This is a genomic window from Cellulosimicrobium sp. SH8 (genome assembly GCF_025818875.1).
Lineage (GTDB): Bacteria > Actinomycetota > Actinomycetes > Actinomycetales > Cellulomonadaceae > Cellulosimicrobium > Cellulosimicrobium cellulans_D.
On sequence record NZ_JAMXMH010000011.1, the window covers coordinates 124,158 to 141,672 of the forward strand.

Annotated in this window: 17 protein-coding genes and 1 riboswitch; of the genes, 6 read left to right on the plus strand and 11 right to left on the minus strand. The window is 74.4% G+C overall.

The annotated features are described in order from the left end of the window. The first annotated feature begins 128 nt into the window (after window positions 1–128). Window positions 129–289, plus strand: a riboswitch (cyclic di-AMP (ydaO/yuaA leader). Between the two features lie 2 nt (window positions 290–291). Both NF338_RS15925 and NF338_RS15930 read left to right on the plus strand, forming a co-directional pair. Next, window positions 292–1,092, plus strand: coding sequence for a C40 family peptidase (locus NF338_RS15925; protein ID WP_264031674.1), 801 nt, complete (start codon window positions 292–294; stop codon window positions 1,090–1,092). Window positions 1,093–1,278: 186 nt separating this feature from the next. Continuing rightward, entirely contained in the window at window positions 1,279–2,226 is a 948-nt protein-coding gene (locus NF338_RS15930; RefSeq protein ID WP_264031675.1) for a universal stress protein, read from the plus strand. Here the strand turns inward: NF338_RS15930 and NF338_RS15935 are convergent. Beyond that, window positions 2,171–2,635, minus strand: a complete 465-nt coding sequence (locus NF338_RS15935) for a DUF6463 family protein (protein WP_264031676.1) — start codon at window positions 2,633–2,635, stop codon at window positions 2,171–2,173. The two genes, NF338_RS15930 and NF338_RS15935, sit on opposite strands and share 56 nt — an antisense overlap. 96 nt (window positions 2,636–2,731) lie before the next feature. Between NF338_RS15935 and NF338_RS15940 the strand changes: the two genes are divergently transcribed. Beyond that, complete coding sequence (locus NF338_RS15940) at window positions 2,732–3,295, plus strand: TetR/AcrR family transcriptional regulator (protein WP_264031677.1); 564 nt, start codon at window positions 2,732–2,734, stop codon at window positions 3,293–3,295. A gap of 4 nt (window positions 3,296–3,299) precedes the next feature. Here the strand turns inward: NF338_RS15940 and NF338_RS15945 are convergent, their stop codons facing one another. The 5 genes from NF338_RS15945 to ddaH form a co-directional block, all read right to left on the minus strand. Next, window positions 3,300–4,151, minus strand: coding sequence for an ABC transporter permease (locus tag NF338_RS15945; RefSeq protein WP_264031678.1), 852 nt, complete (start codon window positions 4,149–4,151; stop codon window positions 3,300–3,302). Then, entirely contained in the window at window positions 4,151–5,152 is a 1,002-nt protein-coding gene (locus NF338_RS15950; RefSeq protein WP_264031679.1) for an ATP-binding cassette domain-containing protein, read from the minus strand. Before NF338_RS15950 ends, NF338_RS15945 begins: the two co-directional genes overlap by 1 nt. Window positions 5,153–5,973: 821 nt before the next feature. Next, window positions 5,974–7,257, minus strand: coding sequence for an aminotransferase class I/II-fold pyridoxal phosphate-dependent enzyme (locus tag NF338_RS15955; RefSeq protein WP_264031680.1), 1,284 nt, complete (start codon window positions 7,255–7,257; stop codon window positions 5,974–5,976). A gap of 10 nt (window positions 7,258–7,267) precedes the next feature. Next, window positions 7,268–8,527, minus strand: a complete 1,260-nt coding sequence (rocD, locus tag NF338_RS15960) for an ornithine--oxo-acid transaminase (protein ID WP_264031681.1) — start codon at window positions 8,525–8,527, stop codon at window positions 7,268–7,270. Continuing rightward, window positions 8,524–9,438, minus strand: coding sequence for a dimethylargininase (gene ddaH, locus NF338_RS15965; protein WP_264031682.1), 915 nt, complete (start codon window positions 9,436–9,438; stop codon window positions 8,524–8,526). Before ddaH ends, rocD begins: the two co-directional genes overlap by 4 nt. 304 nt (window positions 9,439–9,742) lie before the next feature. Between ddaH and NF338_RS15970 the strand changes: the two genes are divergently transcribed. Beyond that, window positions 9,743–10,651, plus strand: a complete 909-nt coding sequence (locus NF338_RS15970; protein ID WP_264031683.1) for a PadR family transcriptional regulator — start codon at window positions 9,743–9,745, stop codon at window positions 10,649–10,651. 104 nt (window positions 10,652–10,755) lie between these two features. Here the strand turns inward: NF338_RS15970 and NF338_RS15975 are convergent, their stop codons facing one another. Then, window positions 10,756–11,382, minus strand: coding sequence for a TetR/AcrR family transcriptional regulator (locus NF338_RS15975; protein WP_264031684.1), 627 nt, complete (start codon window positions 11,380–11,382; stop codon window positions 10,756–10,758). A gap of 54 nt (window positions 11,383–11,436) precedes the next feature. On the opposite strand from NF338_RS15975, the gene NF338_RS15980 reads away from it, so the two are divergent. After that, window positions 11,437–12,858, plus strand: coding sequence for a DHA2 family efflux MFS transporter permease subunit (locus tag NF338_RS15980; protein ID WP_264031685.1), 1,422 nt, complete (start codon window positions 11,437–11,439; stop codon window positions 12,856–12,858). A gap of 26 nt (window positions 12,859–12,884) precedes the next feature. Here the strand turns inward: NF338_RS15980 and NF338_RS15985 are convergent, their stop codons facing one another. The 4 genes from NF338_RS15985 to NF338_RS16000 form a co-directional block, all read right to left on the minus strand. Then, on the minus strand, window positions 12,885–13,361 hold the full coding sequence (locus tag NF338_RS15985) for an SRPBCC family protein (RefSeq protein WP_264031686.1): 477 nt from the start codon (window positions 13,359–13,361) through the stop codon (window positions 12,885–12,887). A gap of 35 nt (window positions 13,362–13,396) precedes the next feature. Beyond that, window positions 13,397–14,338 carry a hypothetical protein gene (locus tag NF338_RS15990; RefSeq protein ID WP_264031687.1) on the minus strand — a complete coding sequence of 314 codons (942 nt, stop codon included), beginning with the start codon at window positions 14,336–14,338 and terminating at the stop codon, window positions 13,397–13,399. Between the two features lie 39 nt (window positions 14,339–14,377). Further along, complete coding sequence (locus tag NF338_RS15995) at window positions 14,378–14,869, minus strand: OsmC family protein (RefSeq protein WP_264031688.1); 492 nt, start codon at window positions 14,867–14,869, stop codon at window positions 14,378–14,380. 177 nt (window positions 14,870–15,046) lie between these two features. Next, window positions 15,047–16,453, minus strand: coding sequence for an NAD(P)/FAD-dependent oxidoreductase (locus tag NF338_RS16000; RefSeq protein WP_264031689.1), 1,407 nt, complete (start codon window positions 16,451–16,453; stop codon window positions 15,047–15,049). Between the two features lie 222 nt (window positions 16,454–16,675). Here NF338_RS16000 and NF338_RS16005 point away from each other — a divergent pair, with 222 nt between their 5' ends. Further along, window positions 16,676–17,515 (plus strand): thymidylate synthase, encoded by an 840-nt coding sequence (locus tag NF338_RS16005; protein ID WP_264031769.1) that lies wholly within the window; start codon window positions 16,676–16,678, stop codon window positions 17,513–17,515.

The window sequence follows — 17,515 nt, forward strand, 5'->3', positions numbered from 1 at the left end:
CGTGATCGTCCGCATCGATTCGTAATGGGAACGTGACTTTTGCCGGAGCGTCCTGTACGGTCGGTGCTGCTCCATCGGAATACCCATTCGACGGAGTCCTCGCGCGGAACGCCTAACCCTGTCACCGCATGAGGCCAACGACGACCCGATGACAGGGACGGGGGACCCACTTCCGGGTGCTGGAGACAGCGCCCTTGGGGTGAAGCCCGACGGACCTCGGTCCGGCGGGCCGGGTGACTCTTCCACCCGAACCCGACAGCTGACCTCGCAGGCGTCTTGGAGAGGCACAAAGTGACCGTGAGCACGACTCGCGCCCGCCACCGCGCGGCGCGGCGTCCCGTGACGCCACTCAGCTCTATCGCCCAGGCCGCGTCGGACCAGATGTCGACCGTCGGTCGCCGCACCGCCGTCGTCGCCGCGTCCTCGGGCCTCATCGTCTCGATGATCGGTGCCGCCGCCCCGGCGACCGCGGCCCCCGTCGACAACGAGTCCGGCAAGCTCAACGCCGTCGACCTCAGCGCCCTCACCGCGCAGGCGCGCCAGGCGCTCGAGGCCGCCCCCGCAGTGACCGTCGCGGCTGACGCGGCGTTCACGATCGAGCAGGCGGCCGCCCCCGTCACCGTGACCCCGGCCCCCGAGCCGGAGCCGGAGCCGGAGCCCGTCCGCACCCAGCAGACGAGCCGCACGCAGGAGCGTCAGTCCACCCAGTCCGAGGCCCCTGCCCAGCAGGAGGCGGCCGTCGAGGTCCCGGCCTCGGCCTACGGCTCGAGCATCGTCTCGATCGCCGCGCGCTACGTGGGCGTCCCCTACGTCTACGGCGGCACCACCCCCGACGGCTTCGACTGCTCGGGCTTCACCAGCTACGTCTACGCGCAGGTCGGCATCAGCCTGCCGCGCACGTCGAGCGCCCAGGGCTCCGTCGGCACCAAGGTGTCGCGCGACCAGGCGCAGCCGGGCGACCTCATCTGGACGCCGGGCCACATCGCGATCTACGCGGGCGACAACATGATGATCGACGCCCCGCGCCCCGGGAAGACCGTCCAGTTCCGTCAGATCTGGCAGTCGAACCCCACGTTCATCCGCGTGGCCTGATCGCCCACGCCTCAGGACCCTCGCGGTCACCGGCCTGACGAACCCCGTCCCCTCGCGCATCGTCGCGAGGAGGCGGGGTTCGTGGCATTCTTGACGTGTTCGTGACTCGTGGCAGACGGACGGGCGCGCTGGTCTCGGCTAGGTTGGTCGTCCGATGGCACCGGGCCGTCGAGAGGAGAGTCGCTCATGACCCGCACGGAATCCGTCCTCGTCGGCGTCGACGGCTCGGCACCGAGCCTGCACGCCCTGGACTGGGCCGCGGCGTACGCGCTGCAGGTGGGCTGGCCGCTCCACATCGTCTGCACCTACTCCCTGCCGTCGTTCACGGCGGCCTCGCTGGACGGTGGCTACGCGGCCCTCGACGACTCGGCCATCCAGGAGGGTGCGCGCGCGGTCCTCGAGGAGGCTCGCGCGCGGTCCGAGGCGGCCGGCGTCCGGACGACCGCGACGGTGACGACGGGGGACGCCGCGGGCGTGCTCGTCGAGATGTCGCGCGAGCACTCGCTCGTCGTCGTCGGCACACGTGGCCGCGGCGGGTTCACCGAGCGCCTGCTCGGCACCGTGTCGTCGGCACTGCCCGCGCACGCCCACTGCCCGACCGTCGTCGTGCCGTACCGCTCCGACGCGAAGGGCGCCGAGGGCGCGCCGCAGGAGCTCCCCGCGGTGAAGCCGCTGCGGCGCATCGTCGTCGGGGTGGACGGGTCGCCGTCGGCGGAGATCGCCCTGCGGCACGCGATCCGTCAGGCCCGGGCGTGGGACGCGGAGCTCGTCGCGGTCGCCGGTGTCCCGGTCGGTGCCGGCGCCGGTCTGCTCGCGTGGCTGCCCGCGTCGATCGACCACGAGCAGGTCCTCGCGGACATCACCGAGGGCCTCAACGTCATCATCGACCGCCACGAGGCGGAGCACCCGGGGCTCACGATCAAGCGCATCGTGCTCGACGGCACGGGTGCGGAGCTGCTCACGGAGTTCTCGACGGCCTCCGACCTCATCGTCGTCGGATCTCGCGGCCGTGGCGGCTTCCGGGGGCTCCTCCTCGGCTCCACGAGCCAGGCGGTCCTGCACCACTCGGCGTGCCCGGTCATGGTCGTGACGAAGAAGTGCGAGGACGACGCGCCGGCGACCGAGGACGGCTGAGCCGGTCGGCGACCACCAGGAGCGCTCCCGCGAGCGCTCCGACGATCATCGGCGACGGCACGAGCACGACCGCTCCCAGCGTGAACCACGCGACGAGTCCCCAGCCCACCGCGGCGGGCGGCACGATCCTCCTCGACGCGAGCCACCAGACCAGGCCGCCCAGCAGGACGAGCGGCACGGCGAAGCTCCCGACCCCGCTCCAGAACACCACCTGGTCGTCCAGCGTCGCGGCGCTCGGCCGTGCGCCCGGGAAGAGCGGCACGGCCGCCCAGAGGCCTGCGTCGACCCACGCGGCGAGGCGGTCGCGCCCGACCGCCGAGACGATCGCCAGGTGACCGGCGCCCAGCGTGACGAGCGTGCCTGCGGCGATGCGCGCCGCCCTCAGTGCGCTCGACGGTGTGTCGGTCATGGAGGCTCCTCCGATTCATACGGCAACGTACGCTTCATGCGTACGGTAGCGTATGTTTCCGACCGCCGACGACTCCACCGGCCGAGAGGACCCGAGATGCCCGCCCGCACGCGCACGCCCCGGCACCGCTGGGTCGACGCCGGCCTGGACGCGCTCGCCGAGGGCGGGCCGGACGCCGTCCGGGTCGAGGTCCTCGCCGCCCGGCTCGGCGTCACGAAGGGGGGCTTCTACGGGCACTTCCCCGACCGCCCGGCTCTCCTGGAGGCGATGCTCGACGACTGGGAGCGGCGCTGCACGGACGCCGTGCTCGCGGAGGTGGAGGCCGAGGGGGGCGACGCCGTCGAGCGGCTCCGCCGGGCCGGACAGCTCTCGCACTCCCCGGACCAGCACCGCCTCGACCTCGCGGTGCGCGAGTGGGCGCGACGTGACGAGGGCGTCGCCGAGCGCCTGCGGCGCGTCGACGACCGGCGCATGGACTACCTGCGCGGGCTCTTCGCGACCTTCGTGGACGACCCCGACGAGGTCGAGGCCCGCAGCACCCTGATGTTCTCGCTCGCCGTGGCGCGGCACTTCATGGTCGCGCACCACCCGGGGCGCTCGACCCGCGAGGCCGTGAGCCTCGCGGGCGAGCTCCTGCTGCGGAAGGACCCCGGCCGATGACCGGTCAGCTCCGGTTGCGGTAGAGGCGCATCGTGATCGGGGCGAGGACCGCGGTCAGGACCACCGACGCGACGAGGACCCACGCGATCCCCTCCGTCGCCGGCTCGCCCGCCATCAGGCCGCGGACGGCCGTCACGAGGTGCGTGACGGGGTTGACGTCGACGAACCGCTGCAGCACCACGGGCATCGTCGACGGGTCGACGAAGATGTTCGACGCGAACGTCAGCGGCATGAGCACGAGCATCGACGTCCCCATGACGGCGTTCGGCGAGCGCAGCACCAGACCGAGGGCGGTGAACACCCAGCTCAGCGCGAATGCGAACACGAGCAGCAGCACGATCCCGAGGACCACCCCCACGACGCCGCCCGGCGGACGGAAGCCCAGCACGAGGCCGAGCGCGAGCGTCACGACCGACGCGATCGTGTAGCGGACGGTGTCGCCGAGCAGCGCCCCGACGATCGGCGCGGGCCGCCACACGGGCAGCGACCGGAACCGGTCGAACACGCCCTTGCTGATGTCCGTGTTCATCGTGTAGCCGGTGTAGATCGTCGTGAACAGCACCGCCTGCACGAGGATGCCCGGCAGGAGGAACTGCAGGTAGCTCTGCACGTCTCCGGCGAGCGCTCCGCCGAACAGGTACGTGAACATGAGCGTGAAGATGATCGGCGAGACCGTGACGTCGAAGAGCTGCTCGGGCACGTGCTTGATCTTGAGCAGCGCACGCCACGTGTAGGTGAAGGTCGCCGACACCGGCGACGGGCGCGACGGCCGCTGCTCGAGCGCGACCGCGGCCCGCAGCGCGTTCGCCTCCGGAGCACGCAGCTCCGCGGCGGTGATGGTGGGGTCGACGGCCATCAGGCCACCTCCTCGATCGTCTCGTCGTCCTCCATGGGCTGGCCCGTCAGCGCGAGGAACACCTCGTCGAGGCTCGGCTGGCCGAGCGTGAACTCGGGCACGACGATGCCCTCGTCGCCGAGCGCGGGCAGGATGCGCGCGACGTCGGCCGCGCCGTCGTCGGGCACGCGCGCCGTGAGCGCGTACGGGTCGTTCGCCAGCGTGATCTCCGTGCCGAGCAGCGCACCCACGACCTCCGCCGCGCGACCCCGCTGGGTCGCGTCCGCGAGCCGCACGTGGACCGCGCCCTCGCCCACGGAGCGCTTGAGCTCCGTCGCGGTGCCCTCCGCGATGACCTTGCCGTGGTCGATCACGGCGATCCGGTCGGCGAGCTGGTCCGCCTCCTCCAGGTACTGCGTCGTCAGCAGGACCGTGGCGCCGTCCGCGACGAGCACGCGCACGATGTCCCACACCTGGTTGCGGCTGCGCGGGTCGAGGCCCGTCGTGGGCTCGTCGAGGAAGATGACGCGCGGGCTCATGACGAGGCTCGCCGCGAGGTCGATGCGTCGCCGCATGCCGCCCGAGTACGTCTTGACCTGACGGTCGCCTGCGTCGCCCAGGCCGAACGCCTCCAGGAGCTCGGCCGAGCGCCCGCGCGCCGTGCCGCCGAGGAACCCGTAGAGCCGCGCGAGCATCACGAGGTTCTCCGTCCCCGTGAGGTCCTCGTCCACCGACGCGTACTGCCCGGTGAGCCCGACGACGGAGCGCACCTTGTCGGCGTCGTGCACCACGTCGTGGCCCAGCACGCGCGCCGTGCCCGCGTCGGGCCGCAGGAGCGTCGCGAGCATGCGCACGGCCGTCGTCTTGCCCGCGCCGTTCGGACCGAGCACGCCGAACACCGTGCCCTCGGGGATGAGCAGGTCGATGCCGTCGACCGCCTTGGTCACGGACTTCCCGGTCGTGAAGTGCTTGACGAGGCCGCGTGCCTCGACGGCGAGGTCGCCGCGTGCAGTGTCGGTCATGTCCCCTCCGCGGGATGGTCGTTCGCCGCTGCCGACGAGCCGCCCGGCTCTCCGGGCCACCCACCCACCGACCGTCGGGGCCGGCAGAACTCATCGGTCGCGCACGTCTTCCATCCTGCGCCGCGCGGGCGCCCGAGGACCAGTGCGATTCGTCAGTTCCCGCGGCGAGTGATACCCCTGATCGCCCGAGGTAGACCCGTGGTCTGCCGAGGTAGAGCCCTGGTCTGACCGGGTAGAGGCGTGGTCGTGCCGGACGGCGGGTGCTCGTCCAGGGCGGCCCGCTCACCCCGGGTTCGCCGGTCGCACGGCACTGTGGTGGTGCCGTCCTCGGCGGTCTCCACCCGGTCGAGCAGGCGGTCTCGGCCGGTCGAGCAGGTGACCGGGGCAGGTCAGGCGAGCAGGACGCGCCCCGACCGCCTGCTCGACGCGACGGCGCCCGGCCGGCGGCAGAGCGCGGTGGCCGAGCGGCGGCGGCACGTCACGGACGAACTCGTGCACTGCGGGCACGGTGCGCAAGGGAAGCGGAGACCAGGGCGAGACGGAGTAGGGCGGGGTGGGTGGTTATGCCGCGTCGTGGCGGGCCTGGCGGGAGCCGCGAGGAACGAGCGGCGGATGGTAGACGCGGCACCACCACCCACCCCGACCACCCAACCCGACCACGCGCCGTCGGGCACAAAGACCACGGCTTTACCTCGCGGAACCACGGCTCTACCTCGCGCAACCATGGCTCTACCTCGCGCAACCATGGCTCTACCTCCCGCAGCCACGGGTCTACCTCGCGCAGCGGCGTTTCGGCCTCGGAAGGCCGCGTGGGTCCACGGCTACTGCGCGGCGGCCTCCGCGGCGGCGAGGAGGACGCAGGTCGCGACGCCGTCCATGGCGACGCGGACCTCCTCGATCGGGGGGAGGGTCGGGGCGAGGCGGAGGACCTTGTCCTCGGGGTCCTTGCCGTACGGGAACGGGGCGCCCGCGGGCGTGAGCGCGATGCCGGCGGCCTGGGCGAGCTCGACGACACGCGACGCGGTGCCGGGCACGACCTCGAGGCTGACGAAGTAGCCGCCCTTCGGCTCGGTCCACGACGCCACGCCGGTGCCGCCGAGGCGCCCGGCGAGGATGCTCGTGACGGCGTCGAACTTGGGGGCGATGATGTCGCGGTGCTTGCGCATGTGGGCACGCACGCCGTCGGTGTCGCCGAAGAACAGCGCGTGGCGGAGCTGGTTGACCTTGTCCGGGCCGATGGACTGCGCCGACAGGTGCTTCTTGTACCAGGCGACGTTGGCGGGGGACGACGCGAGGAACGCGACGCCGGCGCCGGCGAACGTGATCTTCGACGTCGAGGCGTAGAGGATCACGCGGTCGGGGTGCCCGGCCTCGGCGGCGAGGGTGATCGCGTCGGCGCTGCGGACCTCGTCGTCGGTGAGGTGGTGCAGCGCGTACGCGTTGTCCCAGAGGATGCGGAAGTCGGGGGCGGCGGCGGGCACGGACACGAGCGCGCGCGCGACCTCCTCGGTGACGACCGACCCGTCGGGGTTCGCGTAGGTCGGCACGACCCACATGCCCTTGATCGTGGGGTCGTTCGCGACGAGCTCGGCGACGGCCTCGGCGTCAGGCCCGTCGGCGGTCATGGGCACGGTGACCATCTCGATGCCGAGGGCCTCGCACACCGAGAAGTGCCGGTCGTAGCCGGGTACGGGGCAGATCCAGCGGACCTTCTCCTCGCGGCCCCACGGGCGCTCGGAGCCGGGGACGCCGAACAGGGTCGCGTACGCGAGCGTGTCGTACATGAGCGTGAGGCTCGCGTTGCCGCCCGCGAGGAGCTGCTCGACGGGCACGCCGAGCAGCTCGGCGAAGATCTCCCGGAGCTGCCGGAGGCCGTCGAGGCCGCCGTAGTTGCGGACGTCGGTGCCGTCGGCGTCGGTGTGCACGCCCTCGCCCGGGAGCGCGAGCAGGGCCTCGGAGAGGTCGAGCTGCTCGGCCGAGGGCTTGCCGCGCGTGAGGTCCAGCTTCAGCCCCAGGGCCTGCAGGTCGGCGTACGCGCGACGCAGGTCGTCCAGGGACGACGCGAGGGTGGTGGTACCGGGTGCGGGGTGCTCGGGCGTGGTCACCCTCCGGACTCTACCGACCCCGCGCAAGGCCCGTGAGCGCGTCCTCCAGGGCGGACAGCCCGGTCTCGAGGTCGTCGGCGGAGATGGTCAGCGGGGGAGCGAGGCGGATGGTCGACCCGTGCGTGTCCTTGGCGAGGACGCCACGCGCGAGCAGCGCCTCGCACAGGTCGCGACCGGTCCCGCGCGCGGGGTCGAGGTCGAGCCCCGCCCACAGCCCGAGGCCGCGGACGTCGTCGAGCAGGCCGGCCTCCACGAACCCGGCGAGCCGCGCGTGGAACCGGGCGCCGAGCTCGCGCGCGCGGCGCTGCGGCTCGCCGGTCGCGAGGAGCTCCAGGACCGCGAGCGCCACCGCGCACGCGAGCGGGTTGCCGCCGAACGTGCTGCCGTGCGTGCCGGGGGTGAGCACCTGGAGCACGTCGCGCCGACCCACGACGGCGGACACGGGCAGGATCCCGCCGCCGAGCGCCTTGCCGAGGGTGACGAGGTCGGGGCGCACGCCCCACGTCTCGACCGCGAGCGTCGTGCCGGCGCGGCCGAGCCCGGACTGGATCTCGTCGGCGACGAGCAGCACGTCGCGCTCGGCGGTGAGGGTACGCAGGCGCGGCCAGTAGTCGGCGGGCGGCACGACGACGCCCGACTCGCCCTGGACCGGTTCGAGCAGCACCGCGACGGTGGTCTCGTCGATCGCGGCAGCGACGGCGTCGGCGTCGCCGTACGGCACGAGGCGGAAGCCGGGCGTGTACGGGTCGAACCCGCGGCGCGCGTCCTCGTCGTCGGAGAAGGACACGATCGTCGTCGTGCGGCCGTGGAAGTTCCCGGAGCCGACGACGATCGTCGCCTCTCCGGGGCGCACGCCCTTGACGTCGTACCCCCACTTGCGCGCGGTCTTGATCGCGGTCTCGACGGCCTCGGCGCCGGTGTTCATCGGGAGCACCAGGGAGTCCGTCCTGCCGGTGGTGAGCGGTCCGACGAGCGCGGCGAGCGCGGTGGCGAACGCCTGCAGGAGGTCGTGGTCGAACGCGCGCGACGTGAGCGTGACGCGCCCGAGCTGATGGGTCGCGGCGGCGACGAGCGCGGGGTGCCGGTGCCCGAAGTTGAGGGCCGAGTAGCCCGCGAGGAAGTCGAGGTAGCGGCGCCCGTCGACGTCGGTCACCCAGGACCCTTCGGCGGTCGCGACCGTCACGGGCAGCGGGTGGTAGTTGTGCGCGAGCGCGTCGCGCGTGCCGTCGTCCGCCGCCCCGGCGACCGGGCGGACGTCCTGCGCGGTCACGACGCGCTCCCGGTCGTGGACCGCGACCCGGGGGTCAGCTCGCGGATCTCCAACGTGCAGCACTTGGCGCCGCCGCCTCCGCGCAGCAGCTCGGACGTGTCGACGGCGATCGTCTCGTAGCCGCGCTCCCGCAGCGCGGCGGCGAGCCCCTCGGCGCGCGGGGCGTGCACGACGTGCGCCCCGTCGCTCACCGCGTTGAGGCCGAGCACGACGGCGTCTTCCTCGGTCGCGAGGAGCGCGTCGGGGTAGCGCTCGCGCAGCACCTCCTGCGCCGCGGGCGAGAACGCGGGCGGGTAGTAGACGACGTCCACGGGCGGCGGGCCGGTGAGGCCGGGGTGGGCGCCGCCGTCGGGCACCTGGGCACCGGGGACCGAGCCGGATCCTCCGCGCAGCACGGTGAGCGCGGTGTCGAGGTGGTAGAAGCGCGGGTCGACGAGCTCGAGCGTCACGACCTCGCGCCCCCACAGCGCGGCGGCCTCGGCGTGCGCGGCGCGCTCGGTGCGGAAGCCCGTTCCGGCGAGCACGACGTCGCCCGCCACGAGGAGGTCGCCCTCGCCCTCGTTGACGTGCTCGGCGAGGTGGGTGACGTAGCCGTGGTCGGCGAACCACTTGAGGTAGGCGGGGCCCTCGGGGCCGCGCTCGGGGTGGGCGAAGCGCGCGGAGTAGACGAGGCCGTCGACGACGGTCGCGCCGTTCGCGGCGTAGACCATGTCCGGCAGCCCCGGGACGGGGTCGATCGTCTCGACGGCGTGGCCGAGGTCGCGGTAGGCGTCGCGCAGGCGCTCCCACTGGGCGACCGCGAGCGGGGTGTCCACCGGCGTGCGCCGGTCCATCCACGGGTTGATCTCGTAGCTCACGGTGAAGTACGTGGGCCGGCACATGAGGTAGTGCCGGGGCTGGCCTGGGCGCATCGCCGCCTCCTCGCGGGAGCCGGGCCCGCCGGGGTGGTGCGGCCCGGGTGATGGCCGGACGGGGGATGGCGTCCGGTGCTGCTGGTGGGCTGCCGGTTGGCTGCTGGATGCCAGCGTACGTCCGCGACCCGGGCGCGTCCTGGGACGACGCGCTCTCACGCAGGGTGTTGACAGCGATATTCTATCGATATATCGTTACCGTATCGCTGAGGCCAGACATGACTCGCGACCACCGCGAGGCCGCACCGGCCCGCCACCGCTCCGCGGATCACCCGGAGCCCCACGAACACAGGAGACACATCCCATGAGCTACGCACACCAGCACCGGGGCAGGACCCCGGAGAACGTCCAGAACATGTCCCAGCCGTTCGGCGAGCGTCCCGGGCCGCGCCCGGACCGCCGTCGTCGTGACGGCTTCCCGCCCGTGCCCGACGACGCGGCCTGGTTCCGCGGCGACGGTCCCCGAGGTCGGGGCGGCGCGCGCCGCGGCGGTGGCCGCGGGTTCGGCGGCCCGGCCGACGGCGGACGGGGCTTCGGCCCCGGCGGGCCGGCCGACGACCGGCGAGGGTTCGGCCCGGGCTTCGGGCCGGGCGGCCCCGGTGGCCCCGGCTTCGGTCCGGGTCACGGCGGGCGTCGTCACGGGGGCCGCGGTCGCGGCCCCGGGCGCGCCGGCCGCGGCGACGTCCGCGCCGCCGTCCTGCTGCTCCTCGCCGAGCAGCCCATGCACGGCTACCAGGTCATCCAGGAGATCGCCGAGCGGAGCGAGGGCCAGTGGCGCCCGAGCCCCGGAGCGGTCTACCCCGCGTTGAACCTGCTCCAGGACGAGGGTCTCGTCGAGCTCTCGGCCGACGGCGGGCGTCGCCTCGCGACGCTCACCGAGGCGGGCACCGCGTACGTCGCGGAGCACGCCGCCGAGCTGGGCGACCCGTTCGCCGACGCCGCCGGTCGCGGCGGGCGCGGGCGGCGCGAGCTGCGGGCTGGCGTCGAGGCGGTCGCCGCCGCGGTCCACCAGGTCGCCCGCACGGGCACCGACGAGCAGGCGCAGGCCGCGGCGGAGCTCCTCGAGCGCACGCGCCGCGAGCTCTACCTGATCCTCGCGGGCCCGGCGGTGCCCGACGCCTCGGCGCCGAGCGGCGACCCCGCGCCGTCGGGCGCCGCGGTCGAGGACGCTCCCGTCGAGGACGCCGCGGTCGAGGACGAGCCCACGGCCTGACCCTCGCCGCACCCCGCCGAACCCGGGGTTGCCGGCCACCCGCAGCCATGGGTGGCCGGCAACCCCGGGTTCGGCGTCTCTGCGTCCGCCGACCCGGTGGGCGTTCAGTCCTCGCTCGGACCAAACGCCGCGAGGAACGTGTCCACGCCGTCGTCGATCGTGCCGCGCAGCTCGCCCGGGTCGAGCACGCGCGCGCCGTACCCGCTCGTGACGAGCGCGTCGTCGGCCACGAGCGCGAGGAGCTGGCGGGCCGCGCGACGCGGGTCGCGCACGCGCAGCCGCCCCGCGGTCGCGAGCTGGGCGAGCTTGCCCGCGAGCCGGTCGATCGTGCGTTCCCGGCTGCCCCGGCTGACCTCGTCGACGACCTCGGGGAACCGTGCGCGCTCGCCGAGCTGGAGCCGGATCACGGCGGCCCCGTCGTCGTGCGTCACGCAGCCGACGAGGGCGTCGCCGAGCCGCGTCAGCTCGCCGCGCAGGTCGTCGCCGTCGAGGTCGATCGCGTCGATCACGGTGTCGACCCGCTCGTTCGCGCGCCTCGCGCCGCGGCGCAGGGTCTCGACGAACAGCGTGGCCTTGTCGCCGAAGTGGCTGTAGACGGTCGGCTTCGCGACGCCCGCGACCCGCGCGATCTCGTCGATGTTGCCGCCGTCGTAGCCGTCGCGGGAGAACACCTCGAGCGCGGCGTCGAGCATCGCCTCGCGGCGGTCGGTGCGGGGCTGGGCGCTGACCATGACCCGATCCTACCGGGGGGTTGTGCGGACTGAACTCATGCGTATAGTGAACGCATGAGTTCAGTTGAGGCTACCGCAGAGTTCACCACCCGACGCGGCGCGACGAGCTCCAGCGCCGGCATCGTGCTCCTCACCGCGGGCGGGGTGCTGGCCCTGCTCGCCACGACGGTCGTCGGGGCCACGGTCCCCGCGCTGTCGGCCGAGCTCGGCGCGGGAGCGTCGGTCCACTGGGTCACGACGGCGTACCTCCTCGCGACCGCCGTCGCGATCCCGCTCGGGGGGTGGGCGAGCCTGCGGTTCGGGGTGCGCGCCACGTGGCTCACGGGCCTCGCGGTATTCGTCGTCGGGGCGACGGCGGCGGCGCTCGCCCCTGACCTGGGGACGCTCGTCGTCGCGCGCGGGGTCCAGGGACTCGGGGGCGGCGCGCTCGAGCCGCTCATGCTCACCGCCGTCGCGCGCGCCGCCGGCCCGGCGCGGATGGGCCGGGTCATGGGCGTCGTCGCCGCCGCGATGTCGATCGGCCCGCTCGCCGGGCCGGTGCTCGGCGGCGTCGCCGCGGACACCGTGGGCTGGCGGTGGTCGCTCGGGCTCATCGCCGTGCTCGGGGTGGTCGTGCTCGTCGGGTCGGTCGTGGCGGTCCGCGACGCCGAGCGGACGCCGGTCCGGCTCGACGTGGTCGGCCTCGCGCTCCTCGCAACCGCGACGTCGACCGCGCTCGTCGCGCTCTCCCGCGGGGCCGCGGCCGGTGTCGACGGCGGACTCGTCGCGCTGGTCGTCGTGTCGGCGCTGGGCTTCGTCGCCTTCGTGCTCGTCGCCCGGCGTCGCGGGGCGGCGGCGATCGTCGACCTCGGCACGTTCCGGTACCCGGGATTCGCCCCGGGCATCGTCATCATGGCGCTGCTCGGCCTGTCGATCTACCCGCTGTTCTTCGGCCTGCCGCAGTACCTCGTGAGCGTCGCCGGGCTCTCGGCGTCCGTCGCGGGCGCGATGCTCGTGCCGTACGCCGTCGGGACGCTCGTCGCGATGCCCGTCGCAGGTCGATTGAGCGACCGGCTCGGCGCGCCCCGCCCGGTCGCGGCGGGCGCGGTCGTCGCCCTGGTCGGAGCGGTCCTCCTCGTCACGAGCGGACCGTCGACGCCGTTCGCGGTGTTCGTCCTCGCGTCCCTCGCGATCGGGCTGGGCCTCGGCTCGATCGGCAGCCCGACCGTCTCCGCGGTCTACCGCGCACTGCCGGTCCCGCTCGTCCCCTCGGGCAGCACCGTGCTCTTCATCGGCAACCAGCTCGGCGGGGCGCTGGGCGTCGCCGTCCTGGCGGCGATGCTCGCTGCGGCCGGCGGCTCCGGCGCCGGAGGGTGGCCTGCTGCCGCGGGCGCCACGCCGTTCTGGCTCGCCGTCGTCGCCGCAGTGCTCGTGGCCGTGCTCGCCCCGGCGCTCCGCGCGCCGGCGGTCTCACCGACGTCCGGTGCTGCCGCGTGAGCGCCCGGCACGACGGCGGGACACACCTAGCGGCGGGCGGACAGACGGTCCTCGAGGCGTCGCAGCGACACGTGCATCATCACGCGCAGCGCGAGCCCGACGAGCGGCGCGGTCACCGCGCGGGGGACCGGTCCGGCGAGGTACGCCTCCTCCCACCACACGACGCGGCAGCGACCGCGGCCCAGCGGGACGACGTCGAACCCCGCGTCGCCGAGCAGCACCGGCCCGAGCTTGCGCACCCGCGTGCTCCCGGTCCGGCCCGCCGCGACGGACGGGCGGTCGAGCGACTCGACCACCATGCGGTCGGTGAAGCCTCGCCCCGTGCGCCCGACGCGCGGCCCGCTCACCATCGTGAAGCGGTCGCCGACCTCCGGGCCGCGGACCGCGGGGGTCGCGATCACGGTGAGCGGGATCCAGCGCGGGTGCGTGCGCGGGTCGGCGACCCACGCGAACGCGACGGTCGCGTCGACGTCGAGCTCGCGCGCCACGGCGACCCGCCGCACGGGTCGACCCCGGCGGGGCGCCTCGTCGCCGCCCGTCACTCCGCGTCGCGCGCGGCGGAGTGGTCCCGCCGCCCGCGCCCGGGCAGGAGGCGACGGCGCCGCCGGGGGTTCGTCGCGTCGTCGGGCACGGGGACGAGCCGCGGCGGCGCGTCCTCGACCGGTGACTCGACGACCTCCAGGAGCCGCCCGAACACCGACGGCGGCGGCCCGAACGCGCGCCGGGACTGGCCGATCACGCCGTGCCCGAGCGCCCGGGCTCCCGCGACGCCCACGACCGCACCGACGCCGAACGGGACGAGGCGCCCGATCGCGAGGCCGGACTGCTTGGCGAGCTGCGTGCGCAGGAAGCGGTTGCCGAGCGCCTTGTTCACCTTGACGAGCGTCCCGGCGGGCATGCTCGTCAGCAGGACCTTGCCCCACGCGAGACCGGAGCCCTGGGTGGCGCGCTCGACGTCGCGCGCGCCCTTCTCGCCGAGGACGGTGGCAAGGAGCAAGGCACGGCGGCGCGGGACGTCGTCCACGGCGATCCCGTGCACGTCCGCCACGGCGAGCGCGAACGCCGCAGAGGACGCGAAGAACGTCGCGATGTCGCTCGACGTGAGCGCGATGCCGACCCCGGTGCCCACCGCGGGGAACGCCGCGGCCGCGCCCACGGCACCGCCGGCCGCCTGGATGACGAGCAGGTACTCGCGCTCGAGGATCCGCACCACCTGCGCGGGGCTCGCCTCCGGGTTCCGCCGGCGCACGCCGTCCACGTGCGCCCGGATCACGTGGGACGGGATCGTCACGGCCTTGTCGAGCGCCGCGTCGAGCAGCGGCGTGGGCCGGTAGGCGGCCCAGTCCGTCGCGTCGACGTGCGCGTCCTGCGGCGCCTGGACGGCGCGCCGACCGCGGCGCGCGACGGCGTCCGACGTCGGGCCCCGCTGGGGGTCCCACGTCCCGTAGTCCGGCGTACCGGACGGCTGCTCGTGCGCCATCACGCCTCCCGTCGTCGGTCGGGCCTCAGGGCCCGGTCGTCACTCGACGCTGCCGCCCGGCTGCTGGAACACCGTGTGCACGGTCGCGCCGGCCTTGATCGTCCGTCCCACTGTGCAGGTCTTCTCGATCGCCCGCTCGGCGACCGTGAGCAGGCGCTCGCGCACCTCGTCGTCGAGCGAGGACAGGTCGATCTCGAACCGCTCCGTGATCTCGGGGTAGCGGTCCTCGGGCAGGTCCTTGACGCCCTCGGCGTGGATCGTCACCGTGTAGTCGTCGCCGAGGCGGCGCGCGAACGTGCGGTCCGAGCTCATGCCCGCGCACGCGGCCAGCGCGATCTTCAGCAGCTCGCCCGGCGTGAACACCGCGCCCTCGCTCGCGGGCCCGATGAGCACCTGCGCGCCGCGCGCGGAGCGGCCCGTGTACGTGCGCACGCCCGTGCGCTCGACCCACAGGGCGTCCGTGGGCGACGGCGACGACGGGGCGATCTCGTCGGTGCCCGTCTGCGGCGTGGTGGCTGGCTCGGTCGTCATGCGTCGATCCTCGCACTCGTGCGGTGCCGGTGCGCTCGTCGCCCACCGGTCGGTCGCCCGGAGAACGCGGACGGCGGGCGCGTGATTCCCCGGCCCTCGCCGCGCTCCCCGGTGCCTCTCGGGGGTAGCCGCCCGGGTCCGTCGGTCGGGGCGGGCCGACGGACCCGGACGGCGGTCTCAGGCCGCGCGGAGAGGTTCCGGCGCGGCGGGTTCCGGTGCCGGTCGCACCGGCGTGGTGGTGACGGTCGTGGTGGCGGCGGTCGCCGTCGCCCCGGCGACGAACGCCTCGCGCGGGCGCTGCACCGCGGCGAGCGAGACGACGTCGCGCCCGAACAGCGCGCCCGTCGCCCACACGGCGAGCACGCGGGCCGTGCGCTCCCAGGTCGGGATCGCGAGGACGTGGTACCCGCGGTGCATGAGCCACGCGAGGCGCCCGCGCACGACGATCCGCCGGTACTCGAACACGCCCGAGCCGAGGCCGAGCGTCGCGACGACCCCGAGGCTGCCGTGCACGTACGGCCGCGTGGCCCGACCGCGCCGGGCCGCGACGAGGTTGCGGGCCAGGAGCCGGCCCTGCCGCACGGCGTGCTGCGCGTTGGGGACGGTCAGCGCGCCCGGCCGGGGGACCGCGAGGTCGGGGACGGCGGCGCCGTCGCCCGCGGCCCAGGCGTCGGGGACGGCGCCGTCCACGGTCCCGACCCGCAGGTCGGGACGCGTGACGAGGTAGCCGCGCGCGTCGACGGGCAGGTCGGTGTGCGTCGCGACGACGGGGTTCGCCGCGTTGCCCGCCGTCCACACGAGCAGCCCCGTGGCGAACGACTCGCCGGTCGAGAGCGTCACGACCCCGCCCTCGGCCGACACGAGCCCGGCCTCCAGGTGCACGTGCGCACCCCGGCGCTCGAGCTCGCGCAGGACCCATCGCCCCGGACGCTCGGTGACCTCCGGCAGGAGGCGCGGGTTGCGCTCGACGAGGTGGAACCGCAGCTCCGCCGGGTCGATCTCGGGGTAGACGCGCGTGAGGTCGTGCGCGAGCGACAGGAGCTCGGCGAACCCCTCGACGCCCGAGAACCCGCCGCCGACGAACGTCACCGTGAGCAGCCGCTCGCGCTCCGGCCCGACGGGCAGGCTCGCGGCGCGGTCGAACGACGTGAGCAACCGGTCGCGGATCGCGACGGCCTCCTCGACGTGCTTCATGCCGATCGCGTGCTCGGCGACGCCCGGCACGGGGAACACGCGCGTCACGGCGCCCGCGGTCACGACGACCGTGTCGTACGTCAGGTCGTACGGTTCGCCCGAGCGCGGCCGCACGACGACCGTGCGGCGCGCGTGGTCCACGCGCTCGACCGTCCCGTCGACGAGGCGCGTGCGGTGCAGGTGGCTGCGGTGCGCGACCGCGGCGTGCCGCGCCTCGACCGAGCCCGCCACGACCTCCGGCAGGAACGGCTGGTACGTCATGTACGGGCGCGGGTCGACCAGGACCACCTCGACCTCGCCGCGGCGCAGCTCGCGCCGCAGGCGCTGCTCGAGCTCCCGGGCCGCCGTGAACCCGGCGTAGCCCCCACCGACGACGACGATGCGTTCCATCACTGCCTCCTGTGCCCACGAGCGTCCGGTCCGGCGCTCTACCCGTACGACCGCCCGGGAGCGCGCTGCGTGACATGACGTGCGTCACCCTCGTCGACGAGCGCCCGCGGCCGCGCGCGGTCGAGGTCGGGACAGGCCGACGGCAGTGGTTGACCCGCCCCGCGGCGACGACCCACACTGACGACCGTGGCCCCCGACTCGACCTCCCCGACCCTCGCCGTCGTGACCGAGGGCGAGCGTGCGCCGTCGGGCAGCCCCGCCCGGCCGGTCCCGACCCCGTACGAGGACCTGCTGCGCGACGTCCTCGCCCACGGCACCCACAAGGGCGACCGCACCGGGACGGGCACGCGCAGCGTGTTCGGGCGCCAGCTCCGCTTCGACCTGTCGCAGGGCTTCCCGCTCATCACCACCAAGCGCGTCCACCTCAAGTCGATCGCGTACGAGCTGCTGTGGTTCCTGCGCGGCGACTCGAACGTGCGCTGGCTCCAGGAGCGCGGCGTGAGCATCTGGGACGAGTGGGCCGACGCCGACGGCGAGCTCGGCCCGGTCTACGGCGTCCAGTGGCGCTCGTGGCCGACGCCGGACGGGCGACACGTCGACCAGGTCGCCCAGGTGATCGAGCAGATCAGGGCGAACCCCGACTCGCGCCGGCACATCGTCTCCGCGTGGAACGTCGCGGAGATCGAGGACATGGCCCTGCCGCCGTGCCACGCGTTCTTCCAGTTCTACGTGGCCGACGGGAAGCTGTCGTGCCAGCTCTACCAGCGCTCGGCCGACCTGTTCCTCGGCGTGCCGTTCAACATCGCGTCGTACGCGCTGCTCGTCCACATGGTCGCGGCGCAGACCGGGCTCGAGGTCGGCGACTTCGTGTGGACCGGCGGCGACGTGCACATCTACGACAACCACGTCGAGCAGGTGCGCGAGCAGCTCACGCGCGAGCCCTACCCGTACCCGACCCTGCGCCTCGCGCCGCGCGACTCGATCGACGCGTACGAGTACGAGGACATCGAGGTCGTCGGGTACCAGCACCACCCGACGATCAAGGCCCCGATCGCGGTCTGA